Source organism: Streptomyces sp. So13.3 (genome assembly GCF_005860785.2).
Lineage (GTDB): Bacteria > Actinomycetota > Actinomycetes > Streptomycetales > Streptomycetaceae > Actinacidiphila > Actinacidiphila fildesensis.
Window position 1 is genome coordinate 7,735,263 of the sequence record NZ_CP048835.1, and the last position, 26,058, is coordinate 7,761,320.

22 protein-coding genes and 2 pseudogenes are annotated in these 26,058 nt (G+C 67.7%); 9 read left to right on the forward strand and 15 right to left on the reverse strand.

The genetic code is table 11. The features are described 5' to 3' along the window. Positions 1-233: 233 nt before the first annotated feature. The 3 genes and pseudogenes from C8250_RS34615 to C8250_RS34625 form a co-directional block, all read right to left on the reverse strand. A pseudogene (locus C8250_RS34615) lies at positions 234-1,330 on the reverse strand (integrase core domain-containing protein). A gap of 184 nt (positions 1,331-1,514) precedes the next feature. Further along, positions 1,515-2,488 (reverse strand): annotated as a pseudogene (locus tag C8250_RS34620) (IS5 family transposase). Positions 2,489-2,750: 262 nt separating this feature from the next. Beyond that, positions 2,751-3,911, reverse strand: a complete 1,161-nt coding sequence (locus C8250_RS34625; protein ID WP_187145097.1) for an IS701 family transposase — start codon at positions 3,909-3,911, stop codon at positions 2,751-2,753. Positions 3,912-3,971: 60 nt separating this feature from the next. Here C8250_RS34625 and C8250_RS34630 point away from each other — a divergent pair, with 60 nt between their 5' ends. Continuing rightward, entirely contained in the window at positions 3,972-4,136 is a 165-nt protein-coding gene (locus C8250_RS34630) for a hypothetical protein (protein ID WP_187145098.1), read from the forward strand. Between the two features lie 201 nt (positions 4,137-4,337). Continuing rightward, entirely contained in the window at positions 4,338-5,105 is a 768-nt protein-coding gene (locus C8250_RS34635; protein ID WP_138357709.1) for a transposase, read from the forward strand. Positions 5,106-5,554: 449 nt separating this feature from the next. Here C8250_RS34635 and C8250_RS34640 read toward each other — a convergent pair whose 3' ends face one another. Continuing rightward, positions 5,555-6,196 (reverse strand): hypothetical protein, encoded by a 642-nt coding sequence (locus C8250_RS34640; protein WP_187145099.1) that lies wholly within the window; start codon positions 6,194-6,196, stop codon positions 5,555-5,557. Between the two features lie 1,052 nt (positions 6,197-7,248). Continuing rightward, complete coding sequence (locus C8250_RS34645; protein ID WP_244809551.1) at positions 7,249-7,731, reverse strand: DUF4436 family protein; 483 nt, start codon at positions 7,729-7,731, stop codon at positions 7,249-7,251. Positions 7,732-7,893: 162 nt separating this feature from the next. Here C8250_RS34645 and C8250_RS34650 point away from each other — a divergent pair, with 162 nt between their 5' ends. Continuing rightward, entirely contained in the window at positions 7,894-9,423 is a 1,530-nt protein-coding gene (locus tag C8250_RS34650; protein WP_138357711.1) for an APC family permease, read from the forward strand. Positions 9,424-9,519: 96 nt separating this feature from the next. Further along, positions 9,520-11,199 carry an NAD(P)/FAD-dependent oxidoreductase gene (locus tag C8250_RS34655; protein WP_138357712.1) on the forward strand — a complete coding sequence of 560 codons (1,680 nt, stop codon included), beginning with the start codon at positions 9,520-9,522 and terminating at the stop codon, positions 11,197-11,199. Positions 11,200-11,302: 103 nt separating this feature from the next. Here C8250_RS34655 and C8250_RS34660 read toward each other — a convergent pair whose 3' ends face one another. Beyond that, positions 11,303-11,725, reverse strand: coding sequence for a DUF6223 family protein (locus tag C8250_RS34660; protein WP_138357713.1), 423 nt, complete (start codon positions 11,723-11,725; stop codon positions 11,303-11,305). Between the two features lie 195 nt (positions 11,726-11,920). Between C8250_RS34660 and C8250_RS34665 the strand changes: the two genes are divergently transcribed. Both C8250_RS34665 and C8250_RS34670 read left to right on the forward strand, forming a co-directional pair. Beyond that, entirely contained in the window at positions 11,921-13,048 is a 1,128-nt protein-coding gene (locus C8250_RS34665) for a sensor histidine kinase (protein WP_138357714.1), read from the forward strand. Continuing rightward, entirely contained in the window at positions 13,045-13,707 is a 663-nt protein-coding gene (locus tag C8250_RS34670; protein WP_138357715.1) for a response regulator transcription factor, read from the forward strand. The genes C8250_RS34665 and C8250_RS34670 overlap by 4 nt, the downstream gene beginning before the upstream one ends. 194 nt (positions 13,708-13,901) lie before the next feature. Here the strand turns inward: C8250_RS34670 and C8250_RS34675 are convergent, their stop codons facing one another. From C8250_RS34675 to C8250_RS34690, 4 genes are all read right to left on the reverse strand, one after another. Further along, positions 13,902-15,119, reverse strand: coding sequence for a permease (locus tag C8250_RS34675; protein ID WP_244809899.1), 1,218 nt, complete (start codon positions 15,117-15,119; stop codon positions 13,902-13,904). A 357-nt stretch (positions 15,120-15,476) separates the two neighbouring features. Beyond that, positions 15,477-16,121: a DUF305 domain-containing protein gene (locus tag C8250_RS34680; RefSeq protein WP_138357716.1), complete on the reverse strand. Its 645-nt coding sequence runs from the start codon at positions 16,119-16,121 to the stop codon at positions 15,477-15,479. A gap of 87 nt (positions 16,122-16,208) precedes the next feature. Next, the gene (locus tag C8250_RS34685) at positions 16,209-16,610 is read right to left on the reverse strand and encodes a DUF6153 family protein (RefSeq protein WP_138357717.1); all 402 of its coding nucleotides are present in this window, start codon (positions 16,608-16,610) and stop codon (positions 16,209-16,211) included. Between the two features lie 46 nt (positions 16,611-16,656). Beyond that, positions 16,657-17,313 (reverse strand): DUF2218 domain-containing protein, encoded by a 657-nt coding sequence (locus tag C8250_RS34690; protein WP_187145100.1) that lies wholly within the window; start codon positions 17,311-17,313, stop codon positions 16,657-16,659. A gap of 111 nt (positions 17,314-17,424) precedes the next feature. Between C8250_RS34690 and C8250_RS34695 the strand changes: the two genes are divergently transcribed. After that, a complete protein-coding gene (locus C8250_RS34695; RefSeq protein WP_138357719.1) occupies positions 17,425-18,015 on the forward strand; it encodes a TetR/AcrR family transcriptional regulator in 591 nt (196 codons plus the stop codon). 108 nt (positions 18,016-18,123) lie between these two features. Here the strand turns inward: C8250_RS34695 and C8250_RS34700 are convergent, their stop codons facing one another. Next, a complete protein-coding gene (locus tag C8250_RS34700) occupies positions 18,124-18,480 on the reverse strand; it encodes a metalloregulator ArsR/SmtB family transcription factor (protein ID WP_138357720.1) in 357 nt (118 codons plus the stop codon). Positions 18,481-18,745: 265 nt separating this feature from the next. Between C8250_RS34700 and C8250_RS34705 the strand changes: the two genes are divergently transcribed. Then, positions 18,746-19,723: a cation diffusion facilitator family transporter gene (locus tag C8250_RS34705; RefSeq protein ID WP_244809900.1), complete on the forward strand. Its 978-nt coding sequence runs from the start codon at positions 18,746-18,748 to the stop codon at positions 19,721-19,723. Between the two features lie 112 nt (positions 19,724-19,835). Here C8250_RS34705 and C8250_RS34710 read toward each other — a convergent pair whose 3' ends face one another. The 3 genes from C8250_RS34710 to C8250_RS34720 form a co-directional block, all read right to left on the reverse strand. After that, positions 19,836-20,117 (reverse strand): metal-sensitive transcriptional regulator, encoded by a 282-nt coding sequence (locus C8250_RS34710; protein ID WP_138357721.1) that lies wholly within the window; start codon positions 20,115-20,117, stop codon positions 19,836-19,838. Positions 20,118-20,223: 106 nt separating this feature from the next. Then, positions 20,224-22,494 carry a heavy metal translocating P-type ATPase gene (locus tag C8250_RS34715; protein WP_138357722.1) on the reverse strand — a complete coding sequence of 757 codons (2,271 nt, stop codon included), beginning with the start codon at positions 22,492-22,494 and terminating at the stop codon, positions 20,224-20,226. Positions 22,495-22,567: 73 nt separating this feature from the next. Then, entirely contained in the window at positions 22,568-23,500 is a 933-nt protein-coding gene (locus tag C8250_RS34720; RefSeq protein WP_138357723.1) for a hypothetical protein, read from the reverse strand. 308 nt (positions 23,501-23,808) lie between these two features. On the opposite strand from C8250_RS34720, the gene C8250_RS34725 reads away from it, so the two are divergent. Beyond that, entirely contained in the window at positions 23,809-25,254 is a 1,446-nt protein-coding gene (locus C8250_RS34725; protein WP_138357724.1) for an MFS transporter, read from the forward strand. Positions 25,255-25,395: 141 nt separating this feature from the next. Here the strand turns inward: C8250_RS34725 and C8250_RS34730 are convergent, their stop codons facing one another. Further along, entirely contained in the window at positions 25,396-26,034 is a 639-nt protein-coding gene (locus tag C8250_RS34730; protein WP_244809552.1) for a class I SAM-dependent methyltransferase, read from the reverse strand. Positions 26,035-26,058 lie beyond the last annotated feature (24 nt).

The window sequence follows — 26,058 nt, forward strand, 5'->3', positions numbered from 1 at the left end:
CCCTCACGACAAGGAAACAAGTTCACACACTTTCCGATTACTGCGACACCACAGGTCACAGGCGCGGAGGTCGGCGTCAAGACGGTCCTCATCCCGGCCCCGGGGTCCGGGCGATTACGGCGGCTTGCGGCATTCCGATCGCGCTTCCCTTGGAGGGGACTTCATGCACCAGGCTTCCGACGAGCGCTACGACGCGATGACCTTGCCCCTGCCGATAACCTCATCCGTGCAGGTCACGCGGCACGTTGGTACTCGTGGAGGATGCCGCCGAGTCGTTCACGTCTACGTATGTCTAGGCGGTCGATCTGTTCTGGATCGGTGACGGGAACCGGCAGCGGGTGCAGTGGGCGGGCGTTGGCGATGCCCTGATGGGGCCGGTGGGAGTTGTAGTGCTCTTCGAACTCCCGTAGCGCGTGCAGTAAGTGCCGCTGGTTCCACATCAAGGTGCGGTCCAGCAGTTCGCGCCGGCAGGTCTGCACCCACCGTTCCATGATCGAGTTCATGCGTGGCATCCGTACGCCGCTGAGCACCACGTCGACCCCCGCGTCCGCCAGGACGGTGCCGAACAGGGCGGGGAACTTCCCGTCACGGTCCCGGATCAGGAACCTGGCCCGACAGCCGGCGTCTTCGAGATCCATGACGAGGTTCTTCGCGGCTTGAATGACCCAGGTGGCTGTGGGGTGGGCGGTGGCGCCGAGAATCCGGATCCGCCGGCTGGCGTGCTCGATCACCGCGAACACGTACAGCCGCGCCCCGGACAAGGTGACCGTCTCCAGGAAGTCGCACGCCAGCAGGGCGTCGGCCTGGGAGTGCAGGAAGTCCGCCCACGTACTGGAAGCGCGTTCGGGCGCCGGGTCGATCCCGGCATCCTTCAGGATCTCCCAGACGGTGGAGGCACCCACCTTGATCCCGAGAACGAGGAGTTCACCGTGGATGCGGCGATATCCCCAGTGGGGATTCTCCCGTGCGACCCGCAGGACCAGGGCGCGGATGGAGCGCACGGTGCGTGGCCTTCCCAGGCGCTTGGGCCGGGATCGGGCCGCGTGGCGGCGTGCGACCATGTCGCGGTGCCAGCGCAGCACCGTGTCCGGACGCACCACCACCCGTATCTTGGGCAGCGCCTCCGACGGCATCCGGTGCAGCAGGGCTGCCAGGAACGCGCGATCGCCCGGGGTGAACCGCACTCTGTCTTTGCCGAGTTGGCGCTGCAACACCGTGATCTGATGGCGCAACGCGAGGATCTCCGCGTCCTTGTCCCGGTCGCCCATCGGCAGCAGGCGGAGCATGGCGAAGGCGTTCGTGACGTCAGGTAAGCCAGTCGCAACAGCACGCGATCATCATGGCGGGGCGGTGACCAACCGTGCGAGAGGCCCATTTTGTGCGCTGGTACCCGTGATCGCGCGCATCCCGTAAACCGGCTCCCACCAGGGCGGATGAGGTTACCGGCAAGGGCAAGGTTGATGCGCTTGGTGTCCGCGCCGAGCAATTGAACTAGGGCGTGTGGGGGGTTGTGATCAAGGCTGTGATTCGAGGTGTCGGATCCAGAGGAGGCCGGCACATAATTCGAGTCCGGCCTGGTAGCTTTCGGGTTTTTTGTCGTAGCGGACGGCGAGGCCGCGCCAGTCCTTGATCTTGTTGATGGTGCGTTCGACGCTGTTGCGGAGCTTGTACAGCTGCTTGTCCCAGGTGACGGGCCGCCCGCCGCGTGAGCCGCGGTTCTTGCGGTGGGCGGCCTGATCCTTCTTCTCGGGGATGACCGCTTTGATCCGACGTTTACGCAGGTGGGAACGGTTCTTGCGGGACGAGTACGCCTTGTCGCCCGCGACTGCGTCGGGCCGGGTGCGGGGTCGACCGACTGGGCCGGGGACGCGGATCTTGTTCAGGACGGGGATGAACTGCGGACTGTCCCCGGCTTGCCCCGCGGTGATCTTGAGGGAGAGGGGCAGGCACTGCGGCACGCAGGACAGGTGCGTCTTGGTGGTCAGTCCGCCGCGGGAACGCCCCAGGTCAGCGGCGGCGAGCCGGGCCTTGCGGCGACGCCTCACCCGTCGTCGTTCCTCCCGCTCCGGGTCCGGTTGTCCGTCTTGTTCCTGGCTGGTGCCCCTTTTTCTGCGGCGGCCTTCTCCAACGCGTCCAGGATCTCGGGCTCCACGATCATCCCGGCAGCATCGTGATGGGCCCGGACCGTAGTCGAGTCCACGCTGACCAGCGACAAGTCCACCAAGCCCCGCTTCGCCGCCTCGGCGATCGCACCCTGGAACACCGCGGTGAACACCCCGGCATCCCGCCACTGTCGAAACCGGCCGTAAACGGTCGACCAGTGCCCGAACCGTTCGGGCAACTCCCGCCATTTCGCCCCGTTCCTGAACCGCCACACGACGCCCTCGAAGTGCGCCCGCAGGTTCTCCGGGTACGGCCCGTACTCACCGACCGGCAGGAACGGAGAGACGAACTCCCACTCAGCATCCGAAAGTTGAGGTCGAGACACCCCACCGTTCTACCCCAAAGCCCCCGCCCCTACCGCCCGGGGACCCACGAGATCACAACCCCACACACGCCCTAGTACTGCAACGGTCTTTGCTCTGATGTGTGTGCAGTTTCTGGTGGTGTGTGGCCGCGTCGTTTGTAGTGGCTGATGCGGGCTTGGAATTGTCGTCGTCGGCGCCAGTGTGACCAGTGCAGGATGTGGTCGGTGAGGTGGGCGCGGGGCCGGGTCAGGCGGGTGGTCAGGCGCCGGATTTCGGGGAGGGTCAGGGCGATGAGCTGGGAGGATCCGTTTCTGCTTTCTCTGTGTCGAGCGCGCGGGCGCGCAGGACGGTCAGGCAGGCGTGGGCGGCCATGGCGAGGGTGATGTGGCGGTGCCAGCCGGGGTAGCGGCGGACCTGGTAGTCGTCCAGGCCGCATTCCTGCTTGGCGGTCTGGAAGCACTCCTCGACGGCCCACCGGCTGCCGGCGACGTGGATCAGCTCGTCGAGGGTGGTCTCGGCGGGGCAGTAGGCGATGTAGTAGGAGATCTCCTGCGGTCGGCTGACGCTGCGGCGGGCGATGACCCAGTGCCGGCGGTCCTCGCGGTGCCACGGGCGGACTTCCACTCTGGCCCAGTCGTAGACGCGGGGGCCGTGGGCGCCGTTGCCGCAGGAACGGCGTTTCCACTTCTGCCGGGACAGTCCGGGAAACAGGTCGTGAACCGGGTGGTCCATCGCCCATCGGGTCACGACGGTGTCGTGGCGGGTGGTGGCCATGACGTGGAAGACATCAGCCTGCTCGAGTTCGGTCCGCCAGCCTTTGGAGAAGCCGTAGGCGGCGTCCGCGGTCACCCACCGGAAGGGGATCTTCTCGGTGATCGCCCGGCGGACCATGGCCTTGGCGGTCACCACTTTCGTCTCGAAGGCGACCGTGTCCTCGATCCCCGCGGCCCGGCAGCGTTCCCGGTCATCGGTCCATGACGTGGGCAGATACAGGCGGCGGTCGATCAGCGTGCGACCGCGGGCGCCGGCATAGGCGAGGAAGACGCCCACCTGACAATTTTCTGTTCGGCCGGCGGTTCCGGAGTATTGGCGCTGGACTCCGGCCGAGCGGACGCCCTTTTTCAGGAACCCGGTGTCGTCCACGATCAGCACCGCTTCCGGGTCGCCGAGATGTTCCACGACGTAGTCGCGGACATCGTCGAGGACTTCGTCGGCGTCCCAGTCGCACCGGTTCAGCAGCCGGTGCATGCGATCGGGGGCCGCGTGGCCGGCCTCCTCCGCGAGCGTCCAGCCGTTCTTCCGCTCGAGCGGAGCGATCAGCCCCTGCATATACGCCAGTGCCGACTCCCGGGGCTCCGACCGGGCGAATCGGTGGACGAACCGCTCGTGCAACTCACCCAGACCCGCCGCCCACGACCTGACATCACCCAGTTCCCCACCCATAGTCAGATCAACGACTGTCCTGGCCACCAGTCACGCCAAACGCCGTTGCAGTACTAGGACTTGACCTTCACCCTCGGTGACCATGCGAGCCAGCCTCCGCGCCTGCGCGCGTGCCAGGTCGGCTTCGGTGCCATCCTGCGGCCTGCGGAAGCCCGCAAGCATGTCCACCAGGCCAGCGACACCCAATGGAAAACCCAACACGGTGACAAAATCAGCTGGTTCTAGCCCCCCGTGTCGAACTTGCCACACCGCATACGCCGCGCTCCCCGCGACGGCCGCCACGCACGCGGCACTGAGTAAGTGCCGCCACCCCCGCCCACGGCGCCCAATCCCTGATCTCATAGGGCCGATGATGACCGGCGAGCATTTCTCCAGTTACTTAAGACCTGTCCCGTAACTGCCGGTCATGGGTGAGATGATCTTGCGGTGTCTGCTGTGATCACGGCGTCGGAGCCGTCTTGGATAGCCCCGTTCACCGGGCTGAGTCCGCGTTCCTTCGGCAAGTTGGTGACGGCACTGCGCCGCGAAGGTGCGGATCCGGTCCGTAAGGGCCGACCGTGGGGCCTCCCGCTGGAAGACCGCGTTCTGCTGGTGGCGGCGTACTGGCGAACAAACTTGACCATGCGCCAGCTCGCTCCGCTCTTCGGTATCTCGAAGTCCGCGGCCGACCGGATCATCGACCATCTCGGCCCCTCGCTCGCGCTCCAGCCGCGTCAGCGGTTCCGCAAGGACACCGTGCTCATCGTGGACGGCACCTTGGTTCCGACCCGCGACCACACCATTGCCGCGCAGTCCAAGAACTACCGGTACTCCACCAACCACCAGGTCGTCATCGACGCCGACACCCGTCTTGTCGTAGCGGTCGGCCGGCCCCTGCCCGGCAACCGCAACGACTGCAAGGCGTGGGAGGAGTCCGGCGCGAAAGCGGCCGTCGGCAGGACCATGACGATCGCCGACGGCGGCTACCCGGGCACCGGGCTCGTGATGCCCCACCGCCGTCGCAAAGGCGAAGAACTGCCCGACTGGAAACAAGCCCACAACACGTCCCACAAACAAGTCCGCGCCCGCGTCGAGCACGTCTTCGCCCGCATGAAGACCTGGAAGATCCTCCGCGACTGCCGCCTCAAGGGCGACGGAGTCCACCACGCCATGCTCGGCATCGCCCGCCTGCACAACCTCAACCTCGCCGGATAGGCGAACAGCCAGACCGACCACCGACCACGCCCACAGCCACCCCAAGATCATTTACGGGACAAGCCTTAGATAGCCGGGACGTTCCCCGATCGTGACACACCGAGTAGTCGAGATGAGAGGGTTGGGTCGGTCGAGTTGGCCAAGTGGTGGAAGCCACCCAGCCTTTGGGTGGCGGCCGCGGTGCTCAGCAAGGCTTCGTCGAGCAAGCTGATGCTGCAGCTGAGATGCGCAGCATCAGCCGGGCGACATCGGCGGCGGAATTGGTGTGTGCGACGGCGACCGGGACTGAGCGCCGCGCCCTTGTCTTCGCCCTGGAGGTCGTCGTCCAGACGATGGCGAGGGGGTACGACGACCACCCGGACTTCAAGCCGCACTGGTGCGTGCGAACCGGCAGCAAGCGCACGATCGTCGTGCTGGTGGCGGAACGTTCGTCCTACACGGTCTCGGGGTCAGGGACAGGTCTCCTCGAACTTCACCGCCGTGAACTTCACGGGCTGCCCGGTCAAGGCCGTGCCCGGGGTCGGAGACTGCGTGCACACCTTCCAGTTCGACTGCACCAGGATCATCCGATCGCCTGCCGCGTCCGCCGAATCGATGGATGTGGACGGGTCCAGGGCGGCCGTCGCAGTGTTCAGGGCCTTCCCCTTGAAATTCGGCATCGTCTTGCCGGCCTTCGCGGGCGCCTTCTGGTCGGAGGCCGGGCACGTCTCGTTGGTTTTCACTGCCCCGAAGTCCAGTTTCGTGTCGACCGGCGCCGACGTCCCCGCGGCGGGTGCCTGGGAGCATACCTGCCAGTCCAGGTCGAGGATCTGGTGGCGGTCCCGGCCGGCGGCGTCGTGGCTGGCCAGGTTGTAGAACCCGGCGGCTTGCGCTGCGTCCTGCGCGGACTGGAGGCCCTTGCCGACGAAGTTGGGGACGGTCTTCGGCGTAGCGGCGGTCGCCTTGGGGGCGACGGTTGTGGTTGCCGCCGGTGTGCCTGGGGTGCCTGCGGTGGTGGGCGTCGCGGTGGGGCTGGTGGCGTTGGGGTCACAGCCGGCGAGGAGGGCTGCGGTGGCGAGGACGCCGAGGATGGTGGCGGTGCGAGCGTGCATGGGTCCCCTCTGGTTCATGAGGGGGTGAGTGTCCCGCAGGGGACTGCGAAGTGTCCGGCTTGTGATGTTTTTGTGATGCGGCGCAGCTAATCCGGCGACACGGCAGCGCGCCATCGACCTCACCCCGGTGACCACCGCAATGGCCCCGCCGACCCCCTGCAAACTGGACAGCAGCACCATTGGTACGACAGGACCGTCACTGTTCCTTTCAAGCAACCAGGATCGCCGTCAGGCCGCGAGTGCAACCGGGCCGCGCGCTCGCTGAAGCAGCGGGCCAGGAAGTTATCCCAGCTTTGACGCGTGCGGCGAAGGCGGCCGCGATGTCGCGGGTGCCCTTGTACTACCAAAGGGTGCCCGACGGCTTGCCGGCCTGTCGCAGATCGTTCGGGACTGCGCCGGCCATCGCGTAGGAGGCCCCGGATCCCTTGCTCCATCTCCAGCCTCCTCCCTCCGCATTCTCGACGTCTTGTGAATTCCTGACAAGTCGCTCACACTGGAAGGGAGCTTGCGGCATGGCACTTGGACCATTTCCCTGGGGACTAGTTGGGGACCACACGGCATGCGCGATTCCGAACAACTGACGCGTTATGGCACGAAGTGCAGATACCGTTTGCCCTGTTTGCCGAGAGAATGAGCTGGCAAAATTTGACTGGGGGTCAAGGGGTCGCAGGTTCAAATCCTGTCGTCCCGACGGTGTTTACGCAGGCCAGAGGCCGTCTCCGCATTGCGGGGGCGGCCTCTGGTGTCTGTATTGTCGGATTCAAATGTGAGAGCTTGTGAGAGGCGCGTCTGGCTGCCGTCTTTCCGCAGGTCAGGGCCTCTTTTCGGGGGGCTTCACTTGATCCGTTGCCCATGACCAAGTTGTGGCGCGGGCGTCGGAAATGGTTCGCTGGGCGCGGGAGGAACCAACCGAAGCCCCTCCGGCGCCCACCCGGCCGATGGGCTGTGGGGCCAGTATCGGGCCGGTCCGCTCCACCACAGCCGTGCCGCCATCGGGACCCTGCCTACTGCTGGGCGGAGAAGCCCGACGGACGCCACTGACCCTGGTCAACTCACTGAGCACTGCCCGCCGCCACCACCGGCCGGTCGGTGCGGGGCTCGGCGCGCCTACCCATGACGACCACGGTGATGAGGCAGAACGCGATGATCGGTCTTCGCCACAGGAAAGCAAGGCAGCCGAACGGCGGTGTGCCGGGGGCGGTGTTGCGGAACACCGCCAGGGCGATCAGTTGGGCAGCCATCCAGCCCCGGACGGGCCAGGCGAGGTCTTTACGGCGGGTTCCGAGGAACCATCGGCCGATAAGGAGGGACACAGCGAGTGCCCACATCGCGATCATCATGAAGGCCGCTAAGACGAGCACGCCGTTGGAGCAGGCCAAGCCGATGTCGAGGGCTGCGATGTCGCTGGTGCCGGTTCTGGCGTCGTGGACCTTGATGGTGCCGTTGTCACCGGGGCAGCGGCTAAGGCGACCGGAGCGAGTAGCAGGGCTGCCGCCATCGTCCGGCCCGGCGGCTGGGCCGTAACAGGCTGCCACAGCCGTAACCAAAGGGCTCACAGTCTGTCGGTTATGGCCTGCGTCACCCCACCTCCAAGCTGACACCTGCGCCTTACGTGTTCGACGTGGCCACGGGGATCTCTGCTCGGCATCTGGGCACTCTCCCGGCCACGTCATCATCTCCAGTTCAGGAGGTCGGCAATGGCTCAGGTTTCCACCAGCGACAGCGGACAGGCGGTCGCGGGTCCCGCTTCCCCCGAACATCCGGCCGGCACCGGTCAGGTGCAGCGGCTCAAGGCCAACTCGGTTGGCCTGGCAGGCGTGTTGTTCATGGCCCTGGCCACCGCGGCCCCGGTCACGGCGATGGCCGGCAACCTGCCGATCGTCATCGGTTCCGGCAATGGTGCGGGTGCCCCGGCCGGCTTCATTTTCGTCACCGCTGTTCTTGTCCTGTTCGCTGTCGGCTACGTGGCAATGGCCCGTCACATCACCGCTGCCGGTGCCTTCTACGGCTACATCTCGCATGGCCTCGGACGCATCGCAGGCATGGCCTCAGGGCTGGTCGCCGTTCTGGCCTATGTGGTCTTCGAGGCATCCCTGGTCGGTATCTTCGCCTCGTTCGCCGAGACCGCAGCCAAGGCCCAACTCGACATCCATCTGCCGTGGATCGTCTACGCCGCGCTGATGGTCGCCGTCACCGCCGTCCTGTCCTACTTCGACCTCGACATCGCGGCCAAGGTCCTCGCCTTCTTCCTCGTCTGCGAGGTGCTGATCCTCTCCGTCCTCGCCTTCGCCATCCTCTTCCACGGAGGAGGCCCCAACGGCCTGGTGGTCTCCTCGGTCAACCCGGCGAAAGCCTTCGCCGGACCATCCGCCGGCCTCGGGCTGTTCTTCTGCTTCTGGTCGTGGGTCGGCTTCGAGTCCACCGCGATGTACGGCGAGGAGTCCCGCAACCCCAAGCGGATCATCCCCAAGGCCACCCTGCTCGCCGTGGTCGGCCTCGGGGTGCTCTACACCTTTGTCTCCTGGATGGTGATCGCGGCCAGCGGCCCCGACGCGGCCATCAAGCAGGCAGGCTCCTTCGACGTCTTCTCCGCACCGCTCGAGCAGTACCTCGGGCACTGGGCGGTGAGCTTGTTCCAGTGGCTGGCCTGCACCAGCGCCTTCGCCTGCGGGCTTGCCTTCCACCAGTGCGCATCGCGGTACCTGTACGCGATCGGCCGCGAAGGGTTCATCCATCCCGCCCTCGGCCGTACCCATGCCAAGCACGGCTCGCCGCACATCGCATCCTTCGTCCAAACGGGCATCGCGGCGGCGATCATCGGGGCGTTCTGGGCCGCGGGCAAGGACCCGTACGTCCACCTCTACACACTGATGGCGATTCTGGGCACCCTCGCACTGCTGATCGTCCAGTCGCTGTGCTCCTTCTCCGTGATCGCCTACTTCCGCACGCATCACGCCGAGTCCCGGCACTGGTTCCGCACCCTGCTCGCCCCCGCCCTCGGCGGCCTGGGCATGCTCGCGGCGGTGTACCTGCTCATCGCGAACCTGGACACCGCGGCCGGTGAGGCCTCCAAGACACTGGTCTTCAAGCTCATCCCCTGGATCGTGGGCGTGGTCTTCGCCACCGGCCTCGGCATCGGCCTGTACATGAAGAACCGACGCCCCGAGCGGTACGAGATCATGGGCCGAATCATTCTCGAGGACACGCAGGAACGCACCGCACCCTGACCGCCGACTGCGGTCCCGCCACCTTGCAGCGGACCTCCCCCGCGATCCCCCCGCACGTGCTGACCATCTCCGCGAATGGCGAAGGGAACATCTCCCATGGCACGCACCGCTCCGATGAAGGCCCTGCAGAAGCTCGTCGAGGAACATGCCACAGCACGCCGCCTGCGTCTGCCCGTGGACGCGTTGCGCGGTCTGCGCGCAGAAGCGGCGGCCGACCCGTACTCCGTGGGCCGCCGGGAACTGCTGCGCTGGGCCGCCGCGGCCGGTGTGACGGTCGCCGCCGGCTCCGGCGTGCTCGCGACTGCCGACCGTGCCCACGCCGAGACGACGGCCGCTGCCACGAAACCGTCCTACCGCGCTGCCCGGGTCGCAGTGATCGGTGCGGGCATCTCCGGGCTTACCGCCGCCCTCACCCTTGCCGACGCCGGCGTGCCGTGCACCGTCTACGAGGCCAACCCGACCCGGGTCGGCGGCCGGATGTACTCCGAGCACAGCTATTGGGCGAACGGCCAGACCTCCGAGTACGGGGGCGAGCTGATCGACACCGGCCACAAGAAGATCCTCGAACTCTGCCGCCGGTTCGGCCTCGACACCGTCGACTTCGCCGGTTCCGGACCCAACGGAGCCGAAGACGTCCTGTGGTTCGACAATGCCTACTACCCACGCTCCCAGGCCGACGACGACTTCAAAGCCGTCTACCAGGCTCTGCACACCGACCTCACCTCAGCCGGCGACGTCACCTGGAACCGGACCACGGCCGCTGGCACCGCATTGGACAACCTGTCGCTGTACGACTGGATTGAGACCCGGGTACCGGGCGGTCATTCCTCCCCGCTCGGGCAGTTCATCGACGTCGCGTACAACGTGGAGTACGGCGCCGATACCCAGAACCAGTCCTCACTCGCCCTGGTCCTGCTCATGGGCTACCAGCCGAACCCTGGACGCTTCAACATGTGGGGGCTGTCCAACGAGCGCTACCACATCGCCGGCGGCAACGACCAGCTCCCGAAAGCCATCACAGCGGCGCTGCCGTCCGGCACCGTGCAGATGGGATGGAAGCTGCTCGCGGTGCGGGCCAACACCGACGGCACCCAAACACTCACCTTCGAAAACGACGTCACCACCAGAACCCTCACCGCGGACCAGACCATCCTCACCGTCCCGCTGCCGATCCTGCAGCAGCTGGACACCGGCCGGGCGAACTTCGATCCGCTCATGCTCAACCTGCTACGGGACGCCAGAATGGGCTACTGCACCAAGCTCAACATGCAGTTCACCACCCGCACCTGGGACGGCACCGGGCCCTGGCCAGGAGTTGCCGAAGGCAGCTGCTTCACCGACCTTCCCTTCCAGCAGATCTGGGACACCACCCAAGGCCAGCCGGGCAGCACCGGCATCCTCATCCAGTACGGCGGAGGCTCCCTGGCCCACGGTCTCAACCCACCCACACCCTTCGCCTCCGACACCACCGCCTACGTCAAGAACCTGACGACCTCCGTCCTCACCGATGTCGACAAGGTCTTTCCCGGTACCAAGGCACGCTGGAACGGAAAAGCACTGCTGTCCGCCTGGCACAAGAACCCGCATGCGCTCGGCGCTTACTCCTGCTGGCCGGTCGGCTACCTCCACCGCTACGCCGGCTACGAAGGCGCCCGGCAGGGGAACATCCACATCGGCGGTGAACACTGCTCCTACGACTTCCAGGGCTACATGAACGGCGGCGCTGTGGAAGGCGAGCGGGCGGCTGATGAGGTTCTTGGGGACCTCATCTTCTGATCCCGGCGCACTGCACCTCGGAGCGCTAGTGCTCAGCGGTGAGGACTGGTCGTACTCACCGCTGAGCACCGTGATGCGCAGGAAGCCCGAGGTATCCAGCCGGTCAGCCGGTTCGGCGGGAGCGGGCCAGCCAGCCGAGGGTGACGGCGATCAGGCCCACCAGCATGGCGACATAGGCGCCGCCCAGCCCGTTGCCGGTTCCGAGACCGCCGTCGGCGGTGGCCGCGACGAACGTGCCCACGACAACGGCGAGCGAGCCCGCCACGAGGGCCGTGACGACCCCGTTCCGCCTGACCCAGGTGCCGATGTGACCGTTACCGGTGCGACGGGCCAGGGCCAGCCCGCCGTTGACCGCCCCGAGGAGGCCCACCAGTGCGGCCGTGCTGGCTCCGATACGCCCGGCGCTCAGGGTGTAGACGCTTGCGGCGACCGGATGGACCGAGGGGTCCGCGGCGGCCGGTTCGGCGAGCGCGAGACCACCGATCAGGGCGGCTCCAAGCACGGCAAGCACAGTGCGCACGGACATGGTGTGCTCCTTTTCCTCGCTGTAACGGGATCACCCGAGCATGTCCGCCGGAGCCGCCTCGGGTCGTCCGGCGAACGCGGACTCTTCGCGCTGCCGCCGACACGGCAGGCGCTGGGGAAGTACTGCGCGCGTCGTAGTCGGCCGCTCGTCCGCGAGCGGGATCCGGCCGCGGCGGCGAGCGGCTAGGGTGCGCGCATGAGCACAGGGTGGTCCGGTGTACCGGCCGGTGTGAGGGACTGGGCGATCGCTGTCGGGGTGGCGGCGACGCTGCTGGTCACCGCCCTGTCCGAGCGGCCTTCCGGCATGGGCTTCGCTCTGCTCGGCCAGGCGCTGTTGGTGGTCGGCGGCCTGGCGCTCGTCTGGCGCCGCCGGACGCCCGTTCGCGTCCTGGTCGCCACCGGGCTGTGCGCGGTGGGGTACCAGGCAGCCGGTTTCGACGTGCCCGCCGTCGCATTCCTGTTCGCGGTGTACGCGGCCGTACGGGAGGGACACCGCACCGTCACCGTGGTGGCGAGCGTGGCCGTGCTGGCCACGCTTCCCCTCGCGGCCCTGGCCTCGGGCCTGCACGACACGGGCGAGGCGTTCGCGCAGGCGCGCGGTGCTCTGGAGATCGCCTGGTTGATCGCCGCAGGCGCCGCGGGTGAAGCATTGCGGCAGGCCGAGCGGCGGGCGGACGAAGCCGAGCGCACCCGGGAGGAGACCGCGCGGCACCGCGCCGACGAGGAGCGGCTGCACATCGCGCGGGAGCTGCACGATTCGCTCACCCACCAGATCTCTGTCATCAAGGTGCAGTCCGAAGTCGCCGTCCACCTGGCTCGCAAGCGCGGCGAACCGGTACCGGATGCCCTGCTGGCGATCCGGGAGGCCGGTCGTGAGGCAACCCGGGAGTTGCGGGCGACCCTGGAGGCGCTGCGCGACGACGACAAGACCCCGCCGCACGGGCTGGACCACGTATCAGAACTGGTGGAACGGTTCCGCATGACCGGCCTGGACGCACGTTTGACGATCGAAGGACAGCGACACCACGTGTCGGCCGCGGTGGGCCGGACCGTCTACCGGATCGTTCAGGAGTCGCTCACCAACATCGCCCGTCACGCGGACGCCGCCACGGCGACGGTCCGGATCGACTGCCGCCTGGACGCCCTCGCGATACGCATCGATGACGACGGCAAGGCCGCGCCGGACACCGCCCCGACGCCCGGCGTCGGGCTGCTCGGCATGCGCGAACGAGTCACTGCCCTCGGCGGCCGGTTGCGCGCCGAACCGCGCGTCGAGGGCGGCTTCACCGTCCAGGCCGAACTCCCGGTGGAGCAGAGCCCATGATCCGTGTCCTGCTGGTCGACGACCAGCCACTCATTCGCAGCGGATTCCGCGCGCTTCTCGACCTCGAAGACGACATCGAGGTGGTGGCCGAAGCCGCCGACGGGAAGGAAGGCCTGGCTCTGGCCAGGGAACACCTGCCCGACGTCGCTCTCATCGACATCCAGATGCCGGTCATCGACGGCATCGAAGCGACCCGGCGCATCGCCGCGGACCCGACCCTGGCCCGGGTGCACGTCGTCATCCTGACCAACTACGGATTGGATGAATACGTCTTCAACGCGCTGCGCGCCGGCGCGGCCGGATTCCTCGTCAAAGACATCGTGCCGGAAGACTTCCTGCACGCCGTACGCGTCGCCGCGCGCGGCGACGCCCTGCTCGCACCCTCGATCACCCGCAAGCTCATCAACAGGTACGTCACCCAGCCGCTCAACACCGGCGCCGAGACGGGGCTGGAAGAGCTGACCAACCGCGAACGCGAGGCCGTCGCCCTGGTCGCGCAGGGCCTGTCCAACGACCAGATCGCCGACCGCATGGTGATCAGCCCGATGACCGCGAAAACCCACATCAACCGGGCCATGACCAAGCTCCACGCCCGTGACCGCGCTCAACTCGTAGTCCTCGCCTACGAATCCGGCCTGGTATCCCCACGCAGCTCCTGACATCCACGGTCCGGGTGCAGGCCGGCCCGCCGATGATCCGGGTTACAACACGCCCTTCCACCGCCTACTGGGCGGCCCGAGGTCAGCGGGCGGTCCTGTTCCGACTCCCGTGTCCGTACGCCGAGGAATCCTCGGGACGTGGCCCCCTGCGATGGGAAGTCCGGGCCCGATCCCGGGTAGCGGCGTTGGAGAGATCAGCCATGGTCGGCGGGTCCTGGGTGGTTCCCGCTGTCCGGTGCCTGGGTGTGAGCCGCACTGTGCTCGCGTTGGTCGTGGTCGGGGTCGGGGGTGCCGCCCATCATGCGGAGCATGTCGCGTCCGCCGGTGCGCAGGAAGCGGATGACGAGGGCGGCGGCCAGGAGGAGGAAGGCGATGTTGAGGAAGGTGGTGTAGTTCCAGGTGATGCCTTCCGTGGGGAGCTTCGCGTCGGCTTGGTCGGGGATGAGGCCGAGGCCGCCGAAGGTGAATTCCACGATGTATCCGGCGATGACGGTCGCGAGGTAGAAGGTGCCGAGCAGGAACAGCGCCATGCGGGCGCCGTAGTACTTCCGGTAGATGTTGAGGATCGGCAGGATCAGCAGGTCGGCGAAGATGAACGCGACGACCCCACCGAAGCTGATACCGCCCTTCCACAGCACGACGGCGAGGGGCACGTTGCCGATGGAGCAGACGAACGAGGCGATGGCGACCAGTGGGCCGATGACCGGTCCCCAGAGCTTGGATGCCAGCGGGTGGCCGTCGAAGAAGAAGGTGCGCCAGAACGAGTCGGGCACCCAGGCGGCGATGGCCCCGGCGATGAGCAGGCCGATGACCAGGTCGCGCAGGATGGCCGCCCATTCCATGACGAAGACGTGACTCGTGGAGGTGAAGCCTTCGCGGGACAGCAGGCGGCGGGTGAAGGAGCCTTCGCGCCGCACGGACATGTCCATCGCGGCGTGGCCCTCCATGGAGCCGGCCAGTCCGCGGTCGGCCTGCTCACGTGCCTGGCGCAGGAGTTTGTCGCGCAGGAACAGGCGGAACAGCACCGCCAGCACGACGATCATGATGGGGCCGCCGACGAACTCGGCCGCGGTGAACTGCCATCCCATCAGCAGGGCCAGGATCACGCCGAGTTCGACGACGAGGTTGGTGGAGGCGATCTCGAAGGCCATCGCGGCGGTGAAGTTCGCGCCCTTGCGGAACAGCGAGCGGGCCAGGGCGACGGCGGCGTAGGAGCACGAGGAGGAGGCCGCGCCGAGGCCGGCGGCGAGGGCCAGGGTGCGGGGGCGGTCGTCGCCGAGCAGGGAGACGACGGTGGACTTGCGGACGACCGCCTGGACCACGGCGGACAGGGCGAAGCCCAGGATCAGGGCCCAGGTGATCTCCCAGGTCATGGAACCGGCGATCGACAGGGCGTGCAGTAGAGCGTGGATCATGCCTGAGCCTTCCAACTGAGTTCGATCTGCGGCCCACCGACACGTCGCAGGGTGCCCTCCCGACAGCACCCGGGATGGCATGGTCCCCATGCCATCCTGCCTGTCCGCCGCGTCCACTTCGGGCCTCGCCCCGCGTTCTCAGGCAGGGGATGCGGCTGCGGTGTTCCCTGGACGTCGCGGACGTCGGCGGTAAGTCACCCGCCGGCCGGAGCGGTGGTCAACTCGCCGTGTGCGCCCCTGCCGGGTTCAGCCAACTCGTTCAACGGTCGGATTGGACGACCTTTCGCGAGGTGACATTCCTGCCAGGGAGCAGAGGGCCGAGTGCGTGTCGGTCCTCCGCTCCCTGCGCCGGGACTAGTTCTTGTCGAGCAGCTTGTTCATCTGCGTGATCTCGGACGTCTGGGCGGTGACGACGGCGTTGGCGAGTTCCTTGGTCGGGCCGAATTGGCCCTGGGCCTTCTCGGTGTTGGCCATCTCGACCGCGCCTTGGTGATGTTGGACCATCATCTGCAGGAACATCGCGTCGAACGCCGCACCGGACCCCTTCTTGAGCCGGTCCATGTCGCCCGCGCTCATCATCCCGGGCATCCCGGCGGACATGTCCATCCCCTGCATCTCCTGGGGGAGCGGCTCACCCCACGAGGTGAGCCAGGTGGACATGGTCTTGATCTCGGGGTCTTGTGCGCCCTTGATCCTCGTTGCGAGAGTCTTTACGTCGGCTGAGGCGGCGCGCGTCGTGGCCAGGTCGGCCATTTCCACGGCCTGCCGGTGGTGCGGGATCATCTGCTTCGCGAAGGTGACGTCAGCGGCGTTGTGCGCTCCGGCCGACGGGGAAGCGGCTGCGGTGGTGGCCGGTGACGAGCTGGAATCCATGGATCCCATGTCATGGCCGCTGCTGCCGCTGCTGCCGCTGCCGCCGCAGGCGGCCAGCACCAGGGCGGTCACTGCCGTACTTGCGACAAGGGCAGAACGGCGGATCAATGAACGACGTGCTGTCATGAGGGCACTCCTGAGAACGGGGGATTGAGGGCATACCGGTGACGGACGCCGGCACCACGGGTGTGGAAGGCGCCGTCGGGCGTGTCTCTAGATCCTCAGGAGCTGCAGTTCGGCCAGGGTCGGTGGTGCGCGTCCGCCGTCGGCGGTTCCGTACAGGAGGGGAACGGCAATCTGCGGTAGGCGGGGAAGCAGTTGCTCGGCAAGGTCGGGGGCGGCCAGCGCCGCCGTGCCCGCGACCGCACCGGACGCACACGTCGCATCGGCGTGGTGCGCGCCGCCGTCACACCCGTGATCGAGTGAATGGCAGTTGTCCGAGGGAGCGGTCGCCGCCCCGTGCATCGCAGTAGTTGCCATGCGGTGCTCCGGCATCTGCGGGCCGGTCGAGCCCAATGCGTGCATACCCAGCACACCGGTGATCACTGCGAAGACGAGCAGCACGGACAGCCGCAGCCCTTGCTGCGGTCGTACGCTGCGCGCCGGACCGATCACCGAGCCATAGTAGGCACACCCGCGCGACGCCAGGGTGAGCCACGTGTCATCTACGCGCGGAATGTGCGGCACCTGCCGCCTTGGACCGACGAACTGCGACTGCGGCCAGCACCCCAACCTTGATCGCCACCACTGCGGCCACGGCGCCCGCCGCCGCGAGTGTCCACCGGGAGGATGCCACCAGCCACCCGAACAGGCCCAGGTGCACCCCCGCCGCGACCACGGCTACTGCTGCCACACCTGCCCAGCGCCGCCGTCCGCGCCGGTTCGGATGCGAACCCCTTTCGGTACGCGGGCTCGACTTCGCCGTGTCGTGGCCGGAGGGCGCCTGGTCCTTTCCCTGACGGCCGGGTTGCCAGCGGACGGTGAGCGGCTGCCGGCGGCTGTATCGACCCAGGTGCGCGGTGACAACGTCCATCGCCCGTTGCAGGGAGTCGCTGTCCTGCGCCTGTGCCTGGATCACGAGCGCGGTGGACGTGGCCCGCAGAGTGCACCGGGCCCACCCGAAATCCACCTCGCCGCGGGTCTCTGACCACTGCACCTGCATCAGGGCGGCCTCCGCCTCGGTGACCGGCCGCCCGCCGCCCGCGTGGACGCGCGGTCGGTGGCGCAGGGCGCTGCCCTTGTTGCTGAAGTGCTTGCACAGCTGCACCAGATAGCGACTCGCACGGTCTGTGGGGATCTCAGCTTCGGCGGAATGCATGGCAAGCACCTCGGAAGGTCGGGGACAAGCTGACCCCACCCACATTTATCGATACACACTGTCTCTGTCAATACGAAGTGTCATTTCCTCAACGCCTTGTACGCTGGAGGCATGCCGAAGCTGTGGACCGAGACCATGGACGCTCACCGCGCCGCGGTACGCACTGCGATTCTGGATGCCGCCGCCGGCCTGGTCTCCGAACGCGGCGTGGCGTCGGTGAACATGTCGCAGATCGCCGCCCAGGCCGGCATCGGCCGTGCCACGCTGTACAAGTACTTCCCGGACGTCGGGGCGGTCCTGCTCGCCTGGCATGAACAGCAGATCCGCGCACACCTGGATCACCTCGCCGCCGTCCGCGACCAGCACCACGAGCCGCAGGGCCGGCTCGAAGCTGTGCTGCACGCCTACGCAGCTCTGCTGCATGAACGCCACCACGGCGAGCTCGCCGCCCTCGCGAACAGCGGAGACACCTCAACCCTGCATCGGGGCGAGCATCTCGGCCACGCTCAGCAGCACCTGACAGGCCTCATCGCGGACCTCATCGCCGAGGCCGCACAGGCTGGTGACCTCCGCGACGATGTCGCCCCCCAGGAGCTGGCTCGGTACTGCCTGCACGCTCTTGGCGCCGCGGCTGACCTTCCCTCCAAAGCTGCCGTCGCCCGACTCGCCAACGTCACCCTCGCCGGGCTGCGCAATGCCTGACGTTCGGCGACAGCCCCAAAACGGGAGGGAGCGGTCGCCGTGCCGCACCCTTGGCCGTTGATCGGGTGGGGTGACGACGGGGTCGTCGCCTGACCGGCTGACTCTGAATCAGTCGTGGGGTGGGAGGTTGCCGAGCTGGTGGTCGGCGGATCTGAGCGCTTCGTCGACGAGGCGCTTGAGGTGTCCGTGGCGCAGCGCGTAGATCACCCGGCGGCCGTCCTTGCGGGTGGTGACCAGCCCGGCCAGACGCAACCGGGCCAGGTGCTGGCTCACCGACGGCCGGGCGACTCCGCATGCCTCGGTGAGGGTGGTGACATCCGCCTCGCCCTCGGCGAGGCGTTCCAGCAGGGCCAGGCGGGTGCGGTCGGCCAACAGCCCCAACACTTCTGCGGCCACCGCGTACCGCTCGCCTTCGTTGCGCTCCTGCGGGTCATGCGCACCTGATACGTGCATGCGTGCACTCATACGCACATAATGGTTGGATGGGCTGGTGGTGTCCAGTCGGCCCGTTGTGCTGACCTCCGATCGGAAGGCGTGAGCTGTCGTGAGCGAGACGAGCGCACCCCGCGAGCCCCACCGCCATGAGCACGGTCCGGACGGCCGGGGAAGTGGACATGCGACGCGGGGCGGCCACCAGCACGGGAACCGCACGGCCAGCCAACATGGCCACGGGGACACTGATGGATCAGGGCGCGCCCACGGGGATCGCGGTTCGGGCCGGTGGTCGCGGATCAAGCACCGTCTCGCGCATGTGGTCGCACCGCACACCCATGAGGCGGCGGACAAGGTCGACACGGCGATGGAGTCGTCCGCCGAAGGCATGCGGACGTTGTGGACCTCGCTGATCGTGCTCGGCGTCACCACCGTGCTCCAGGCCCTGGTGTTCGCGCTGTCCGGATCAGTGGCGCTGCTCGGCGACACGATCCACAACGGCGCCGACGCCCTGACCGCCGTGCCGCTGGGCATCGCGTTCATCCTCGGTCGCAGGGCGGCGACCCGCCGCTTCACCTACGGCTTCGGCCGCGCCGAGGACCTGGCCGGTATCGCCATCCTGCTGACCATCGCCGCCTCCTCCGCCCTGGCCGCCTGCACCGCCATCGACCGGCTCCTGAACCCACAGCAGATCACCCACCTGCCCTGGGTCGCGGCCGCCGCGGTCGTCGGCTTCATCGGCAACGAATGGGTCGCCCGCTACCGCATCCGAACCGGCCGCAAGATCGGCTCCGCCGCTCTCGTCGCTGACGGTCTGCACGCCCGCACCGACGGCTTCACCTCCCTTGCCGTCCTGCTCGGCGCAGCAGGTGCGGCGATCGGCTGGCGGCTCGCCGACCCGATCGTCGGGCTGCTCATCACCGCCGCGATCCTGATCGTCCTCAAGGACGCGGCCAAGGAAGTCCTCCGCCGCCTCATGGACGCCGTCGACCCCGCCCTGGTCGAAACCGCCGAGGCCGCGCTGCGGCAGGTGCCAGGTGTCCGAGAAGTCGGCGAGCTACGGATGCGATGGATCGGACACCAGCTACGCGCTGAGGCCACCATCGTCATCGACGGCTCTCTCAACCTGTGGTCGGCCCACCAGGTCGCAGTCGACGCCGAACATGCCCTGTTGCACGCCGTTCCCCGCCTGACGGCCGCTCTGATCCACCCCGATCCCACTCGTACCGGGGAGGAAGACCCCCACGCCGCCCTCACCCACCATCGCGTCGCATAGGCCCATCGGACCGGTTGGGCAACGTTGCCCTATGCTCGGCCACCGGCTCTTCAGAGGGTCGGTGCAGCACCTCCCGGCGGTTCGCCCGGGCGGAGGTTTGTCGTAGTTGCGTTCAGGAACGTACGAGCCGGGCAATGGCGGCGGAGGCCTCCTCGACCTTGGCGCGGGCTTCGTCCCCACCCGCGTTGATCGCCTCGGTGACACAGCACTTGAGGTGTTCATCGACCAAGGCCACCGCTACTGACTGCAGGGCACGGTTGGCGGCGGAGACCTGCGTCAGGACGTCGATGCAGTAGGTGTCTTCGTCAACCATGCGCTGGAGTCCGCGAATCTGGCCTTCGATGCGGCGGAGTCGCTTGAGGATGTCGTCCTTGCTGGTGCTGTAGCCGGCCATGACCCGCCTTCATTCGTCCGCTGTGCGTGTCTTTGGTGTACCCCTCCGGGGTAGCGTCCCACCTGGGCGTGCCTCGGCGATACCCGGCGAGGGTGACCGGGGCCCGTCAGGCAGCGGTGCGGAAGTTGCGCAGACGCAGGCTGTTCCCGACCACGAACACGGATGAGAAGGTCATGGCAGCCCCAGCGATCATCGGGTTCAGCAGGCCGGCGGCTGCCAGCGGAAGGGCCGCGACGTTGTAGCCGAAGGCCCAGAAGAGGTTGGTCTTGATCGTGCCCAGAGTTCTGCGCGCCAGTCGGATCGCATCGACGGCGGCCAGCAGATCGCCGCGTACCAACGTCAGATCGGCTGCTTCGATGGCGGCGTCGGTGCCGGTGCCCATGGCGAGTCCCAGGTCGGCCTGGGCCAGAGCAGCGGCGTCATTGACCCCGTCGCCGACCATGGCCACGATGCAGCCCTCGGCCTGCAGCTTCTTGATGACCTCGACCTTGTCCTCAGGCATGACCTCGGCGATGACGTCGGAAGCGGCGATGCCCACCTCGCCGGCGACCGATGCGGCGATGGCCTGGTTGTCGCCGGTGAGGAGGATGGGGGACAAACCCAGGAGGCGTAGCTCCGCAATGGCTTGCGCGCTGGTGGGCTTCACCGCATCGGCCACCTCGAGGACCGCGCGCGCCTCGCCGTCCCAGGCGACGAAGATGGCCGTGCGTCCGGTGCCGTCGGCGGATATCTTGGCCTGCCGGAGCGACTCCGGTACATCGGTGGCCCACTCGCGCAAGAGCCTTTCGCGCCCCACGAGGACGGCATGCCCGTCGACGACTCCCTGAACGCCCAGGCCGGGAATGTTGGAGAAGTCCTCCGGTACGGGAAGCGCGCCGAATTTGGCGATCGCTCCCGCAGCCACGGCCTGCGCGATGGGGTGTTCCGAGGCGTGTTCAAGCGCGCCGGCCAGCCGAAGGACCTCGGCCTCGTCCTGCCCTTCGGTCAGGTGGATACCCAGCAGGCTCACCGCGCCGGTGGTGACGGTGCCGGTCTTGTCGAGAACGATGGTGTCGACCCTGCGGGTGTTCTCCAGGACTTCGGGGCCCTTGATGAGGACACCCAGTTGGGCGCCCCGGCCGGTACCCACCATCAGGGCGGTGGGAGTCGCCAGCCCCAGGGCGCACGGGCAGGCGATGATCAGAACGGCGACCGCAGCGGTGAACGCGGCGGTCCATCCCGAGCCGGAACCGAGCCAGAAACCGAGAGTGGCCAGCGCCAAGGTGATGACCACCGGCACGAAGATCGCGGAGATCTTGTCGGCCAGGCGCTGAGCCGCGGCCTTGCCGTTCTGGGCCTCCTCCACCAAGCGTGCCATTCGGGACAGTTGGGTGTCCGTGCCGACTCGGGTGGTACGCACCACGAGGCGTCCACCGATGTTCACGGTTGCTCCGGTGACCGGGTCGCCGACCGTGACCTCGACAGGGATGGACTCCCCGGTGAGCATGCTCGCGTCCACGGCGGAGCTGCCCTGTTCGACCATTCCGTCAGTGGCGATCTTCTCACCAGGTCGCACGACGAAGGCATCGCCGACGACGAGGTCAGCGACCGGGATGCGGGTCTCGCGACCGTCCCGCAGCACACTGACCTCCTTCGCTCCGATCTCCAACAGAGCCTTCAAAGCAGCGCCGGCGCTCCGCTTGGACCGGGCCTCGAAGTAGCGTCCGGCCAGAATGAACGCGGTGACACCGGCTGCGGCTTCCAGGTAGAGGTTGGCGCTGCCGTCGCTTCTGGAGATGGTCAGTTCGAAAGAGTGCGTCATGCCGGGGGTGCCTGCAGTCCCGAAGAACAGTGCCCAGACGGACCAGGCGAATGCAGCCAGCGTGCCGACGGAGACGAGAGTGTCCATAGTGGCGGCGCCGTGGCGCAGATTGGTCCATGCGGCCTTGTGGAAGGGCCAGGCCGCATAGCTGACGACGGGCGCGGAGAGAGTGAGAGACAGCCACTGCCAGTTCGTGAACTGCCAGGCCGGCACCATGGCCATGGCGATCACCGGGACGGCGAGTGCGATCGCGGTGACCAGCCTTTGGCGCAACGATGTCAGAACGTCCGACGTGGTGTGAGGATCTTGGCTGACGCCTTCGGTCGGAGCCGGTACCGCGGCGGTGTACCCGGTCTGCTCCACCGTACTGATCAGGTCCGCCACGTTCACTTCCCCGGAGGCGTCGAAAGTGACCTGGGCCGTCTCCGTCGCGTAGTTGACGGTGGCCGTGACCCCGTCCATCCTGTTGAGCTTCTTCTCGATGCGGGCGGCGCACGAGGCGCACGTCATACCGCCGATGAGCAACACGACGTGGTCCGCCCGAAGAGGTGCGGCCTGCCCAGTGCTTGTACTCATCAAATACTCCTCGGGACGCCACCCGGACGGGGCCGTGGTTTCCGGCTTGATGTACGGATGTGGGAAGGGCAGATCAGTGGGAGTGGTCGCTGTGCTCCGGAGCTGACGGCGCAGCAGCGTTCGAGGCACCGGCGATGACGGTGAACTGCGCGGTGTGAACTGTTCCGCCGTGACGGAAGTCCAAGTAGAGGCGGTAGGTGCCGACGCTGGGAGCTACAGCGTGGAAGGAGATGCCGGGACCGGCCGGGGTGGTGCCATCGCCGGGAGCGCCTTCGGGGTGTACGTGAAGGTAGGCCAGGTCTCCCTGGCGCAGGGCGACGAGGTGTCCGTAGGCGCCGAGATAGGGCTGCAGATCCGTGACCGGGCGGTTGTCCTTGGCCACGGAAAGGGTGAGCATGCCGGCCTTCCCTGCGGTCAGGTCACCGGCAAGGGTGACGGTGTAGCCGTCGACGGTCGCCGTCCGGGCCGGCGCGGGGAGCGGGGAGGGCCGGTAATCACCGGCGACGAAGAGGTCCGCGCCGAGCGTCAGACCAGCGCTGCCGGACGGAACGAAGTCGGCGAAGACGCGGTACGTGCCGGCCGCATCGAAGGCCAGCGGCACACTCCACGTGCCGTCAGGGCTGAGCCGGGGATGAAGGTGCTGGAACCCGGACAGGTCACGTCGGGCGACGATGAGGTGCAGATCCTTCTCATGCGACGAGGTGTACCGGGTGACCGCCTTGCCGTCGGGGCCGGTGATACGAAAGCGGAAATCACGAGGAGCGCCCACCGCGATCGGCTCGGCCGACGGCACGAGGGTGTAGCCGCGTTCGGACACCTGCAGCCCACCTGGCGCTGTGTCCGCGGGTTGTTGATTCCCGTCGGTGCCCGCGGCGGCGCCGTGGTCGGAGTGCGAGGCCGTGGGCTGGGAACCGACGGGGCCGATTGCGTGACCAATGCCGAACGAGGCCCCGAACGTCACCGCCAGACCCGCTGCGAAGGCCCCGACCTTGTTGATGTTGTTCATCTCTGTCCTTCCGATGGCCCCGGGCCGCACCGGGGTTGGAGGATCAACATACCCCTAGGGGGTATCAAGTCAAGACGTCGCGGGTGTCCTGCCGGACTTCGGGGCAAGGGCGGTCGGGTGGTTCCCGGGGGTGCCCGGTGCTTCGGTCGCGGTTGATCGCGAGGGAATGCCGTGGAGTGCTGCCCGGCCGCCCTGGCGGGATCCTGCCGATGCTTGGGCTTCTTTTGTCGAGGGGGTGGTCTCAAATACCCCTAGGGGGTATGTTGACGCTCCCAAGCATACCCCCCTCCGGTATTGGAGAACCTTCCATGTCCACCCCAACCGCCGCTCATCCGCGCCGCTGGACGGCGCTCGCACTGATCGCCCTGGCTCAATTCATGGTGATCATGGACACCTCGATCATTGGCGTGGCCCTCCCCAAAATGCAGGGTGACCTGGGCTTCTCGCAGGAGAACCTGTCGTGGGTGTTCAATGCCTACGTCGTGGCCTTCGGCGGCCTTCTGCTGCTCGGCGGCCGACTCTCGGACCTCTTCGGCGCCAAGCGGCTCTTCACCGTCGGATGGATCGTCCTGGCCCTCGGATCCTTGGCCGCAGGCCTGGCCGGGCAGGTCTGGGTCGAGTTGTCCGGACGCGCTCTGCAGGGAATCGGCGCCGCGCTGATCGCGCCGTCCGCCCTCACCCTGCTGATGATGCTGTTCGGCTCCCGCCCTGCGGAGCTGACCAAGGCCTTCGCCCTCTATGGTGCGGCTGCCCCGGCGGGCGGCACTGCCGGAGTCTTCCTCGGCGGTGTCATCACCCAATACGCCAGCTGGCCCTGGGTGTTCTACATCAACATCCCCATCGCTCTGGCAGTTCTGGCCATCACACCGGCCGTTATGCCCGCGGCGCCCGCCCGTCGAGGTTCCGTCGACCTCACGGGCGCCGTCACGGTCACGGCCGGCCTGGCCACCGATGTCTATGCCATCGTCCGCGCCCCCGAAACCGGTTGGGGATCCGCCCAGACCTGGCTGGTACTGCTGGCCGGGGTGGCACTGATTGCCGCGTTCATCGCCATCCAGTTCAAGCGGCAGGAGCCGCTGATGCGCCTGGCCATCTGGCGTGCCCCCAATCTGGCCGGCGCCAACATCGCACAGCTGCTGATGGCCGCCGCCTGGATCCCCATGTGGTTCTTCCTGAACCTCTACCTCCAGCAGGTCCTCGGGCTGGGTGCGTTCGCCTCCGGCTCGGCGCTCCTGCCCATGACCGTCGCCATCATGATCATGATGATCGTCCTTGCCCCGCGACTGATCGCCCGCTTCGGCCCGAAGCCGTTGATCGTCGCTGGGCTCTTCACGCTGGCCGCAGGCATGGTCTGGTTGTCCTTCGCCCGCGCGGACGGCACCTTCTGGGTCGATGTCCTGCCGGCTTCCCTGCTGGCGGCGGTCGGCATGTCACTGGCGTTCATCCCCTCCCTGGGTACCGCGCTGTCCAGCGCCCGCCCCGAGGAAGGCGGGTTGGCCGCGGGCATCGTCAACACCAGCTACCAGGTCGGCTCCGCACTCGGCCTCGCCGCCATGACTGCACTGGCCGCCTCCCACGGTGCCCGGCAACTCGACAACCCCACCGCTCTGACCAACGGGTTCTCCGCCGCATTCCTCGGTGCGGCGGCCCTCGCCGCCGCAGGCGCGCTCGCCTCATTGCTCACCCTGCGCAGCGCCCCTGCGGCAAGTGCATCGCAGAGCAGCGAACAGGCCGAAACGCCCGCCACTGCCTGAGCGCTGCGGCTCCAGTCATGGGCATCTGCTCAATTCACTCGGCCTCGCTAGGTGCGGACTGTTCATTCCGCGCCGGGCGAGGCCGAGTGCGTCGCAGCGGTACCAGGCCGGCGATCGGGTTGCGCAAGGCCGGCGGGTCGGTCACGCGCGGCGCAGCGCGGCCCAAGTGCCCCAGCCGGCATCGGCCTCGACGGCTTGCCAGGTGCCGGGCAGCGCACGGGCGACGTCGTCGGCCGGCAGGTGCAGGGGCCCCTGCGATCCGAGTTGATTGATCCAGAGCAGTACCCCGTCCGGCCGCAGGACGCGGGCGGTCTCCTGAGGGAACAGCAACATGTCGACAGCCACGACAGCGCACACGCTCCCATCGGGGAGCGGAAGGCGTGAGGCATCGGCGCGGATACGTACAGGGGAACGATCGCGGGCCTGCTGCAGCATCCGTTGGGAGAGATCGACGCTGATGACGGTGGTGAAGGCGTGGCGGAGGGTCGGAGTGTAGGTGCCCGTTCCGGACCCCAGTTCCAGGCAGACTCCGCGGGGAAGGTGCCCGCAACGTTGCAGTGCATCCGTCACGGGTTCGCTACGCCCGGAGGACTGCTCGGCGTCCCACTTCTCCGCCAGATCGTCGAACAGGCTGCCGATGAAGTTCGCTGTGTCGCCGGTCCAGGGCATGGTCCCGGCGGCGAGCTCCCGCGCGAAGGTACGGAAGGCGTCGGCCTCGGCTGCCGGAGGGACGGGCTTGTCGGGCGGTGCCGGTAGGACGCGCTCCAAGTGACGGGTCATGCCAGCATTTCAGCATAGATGCGA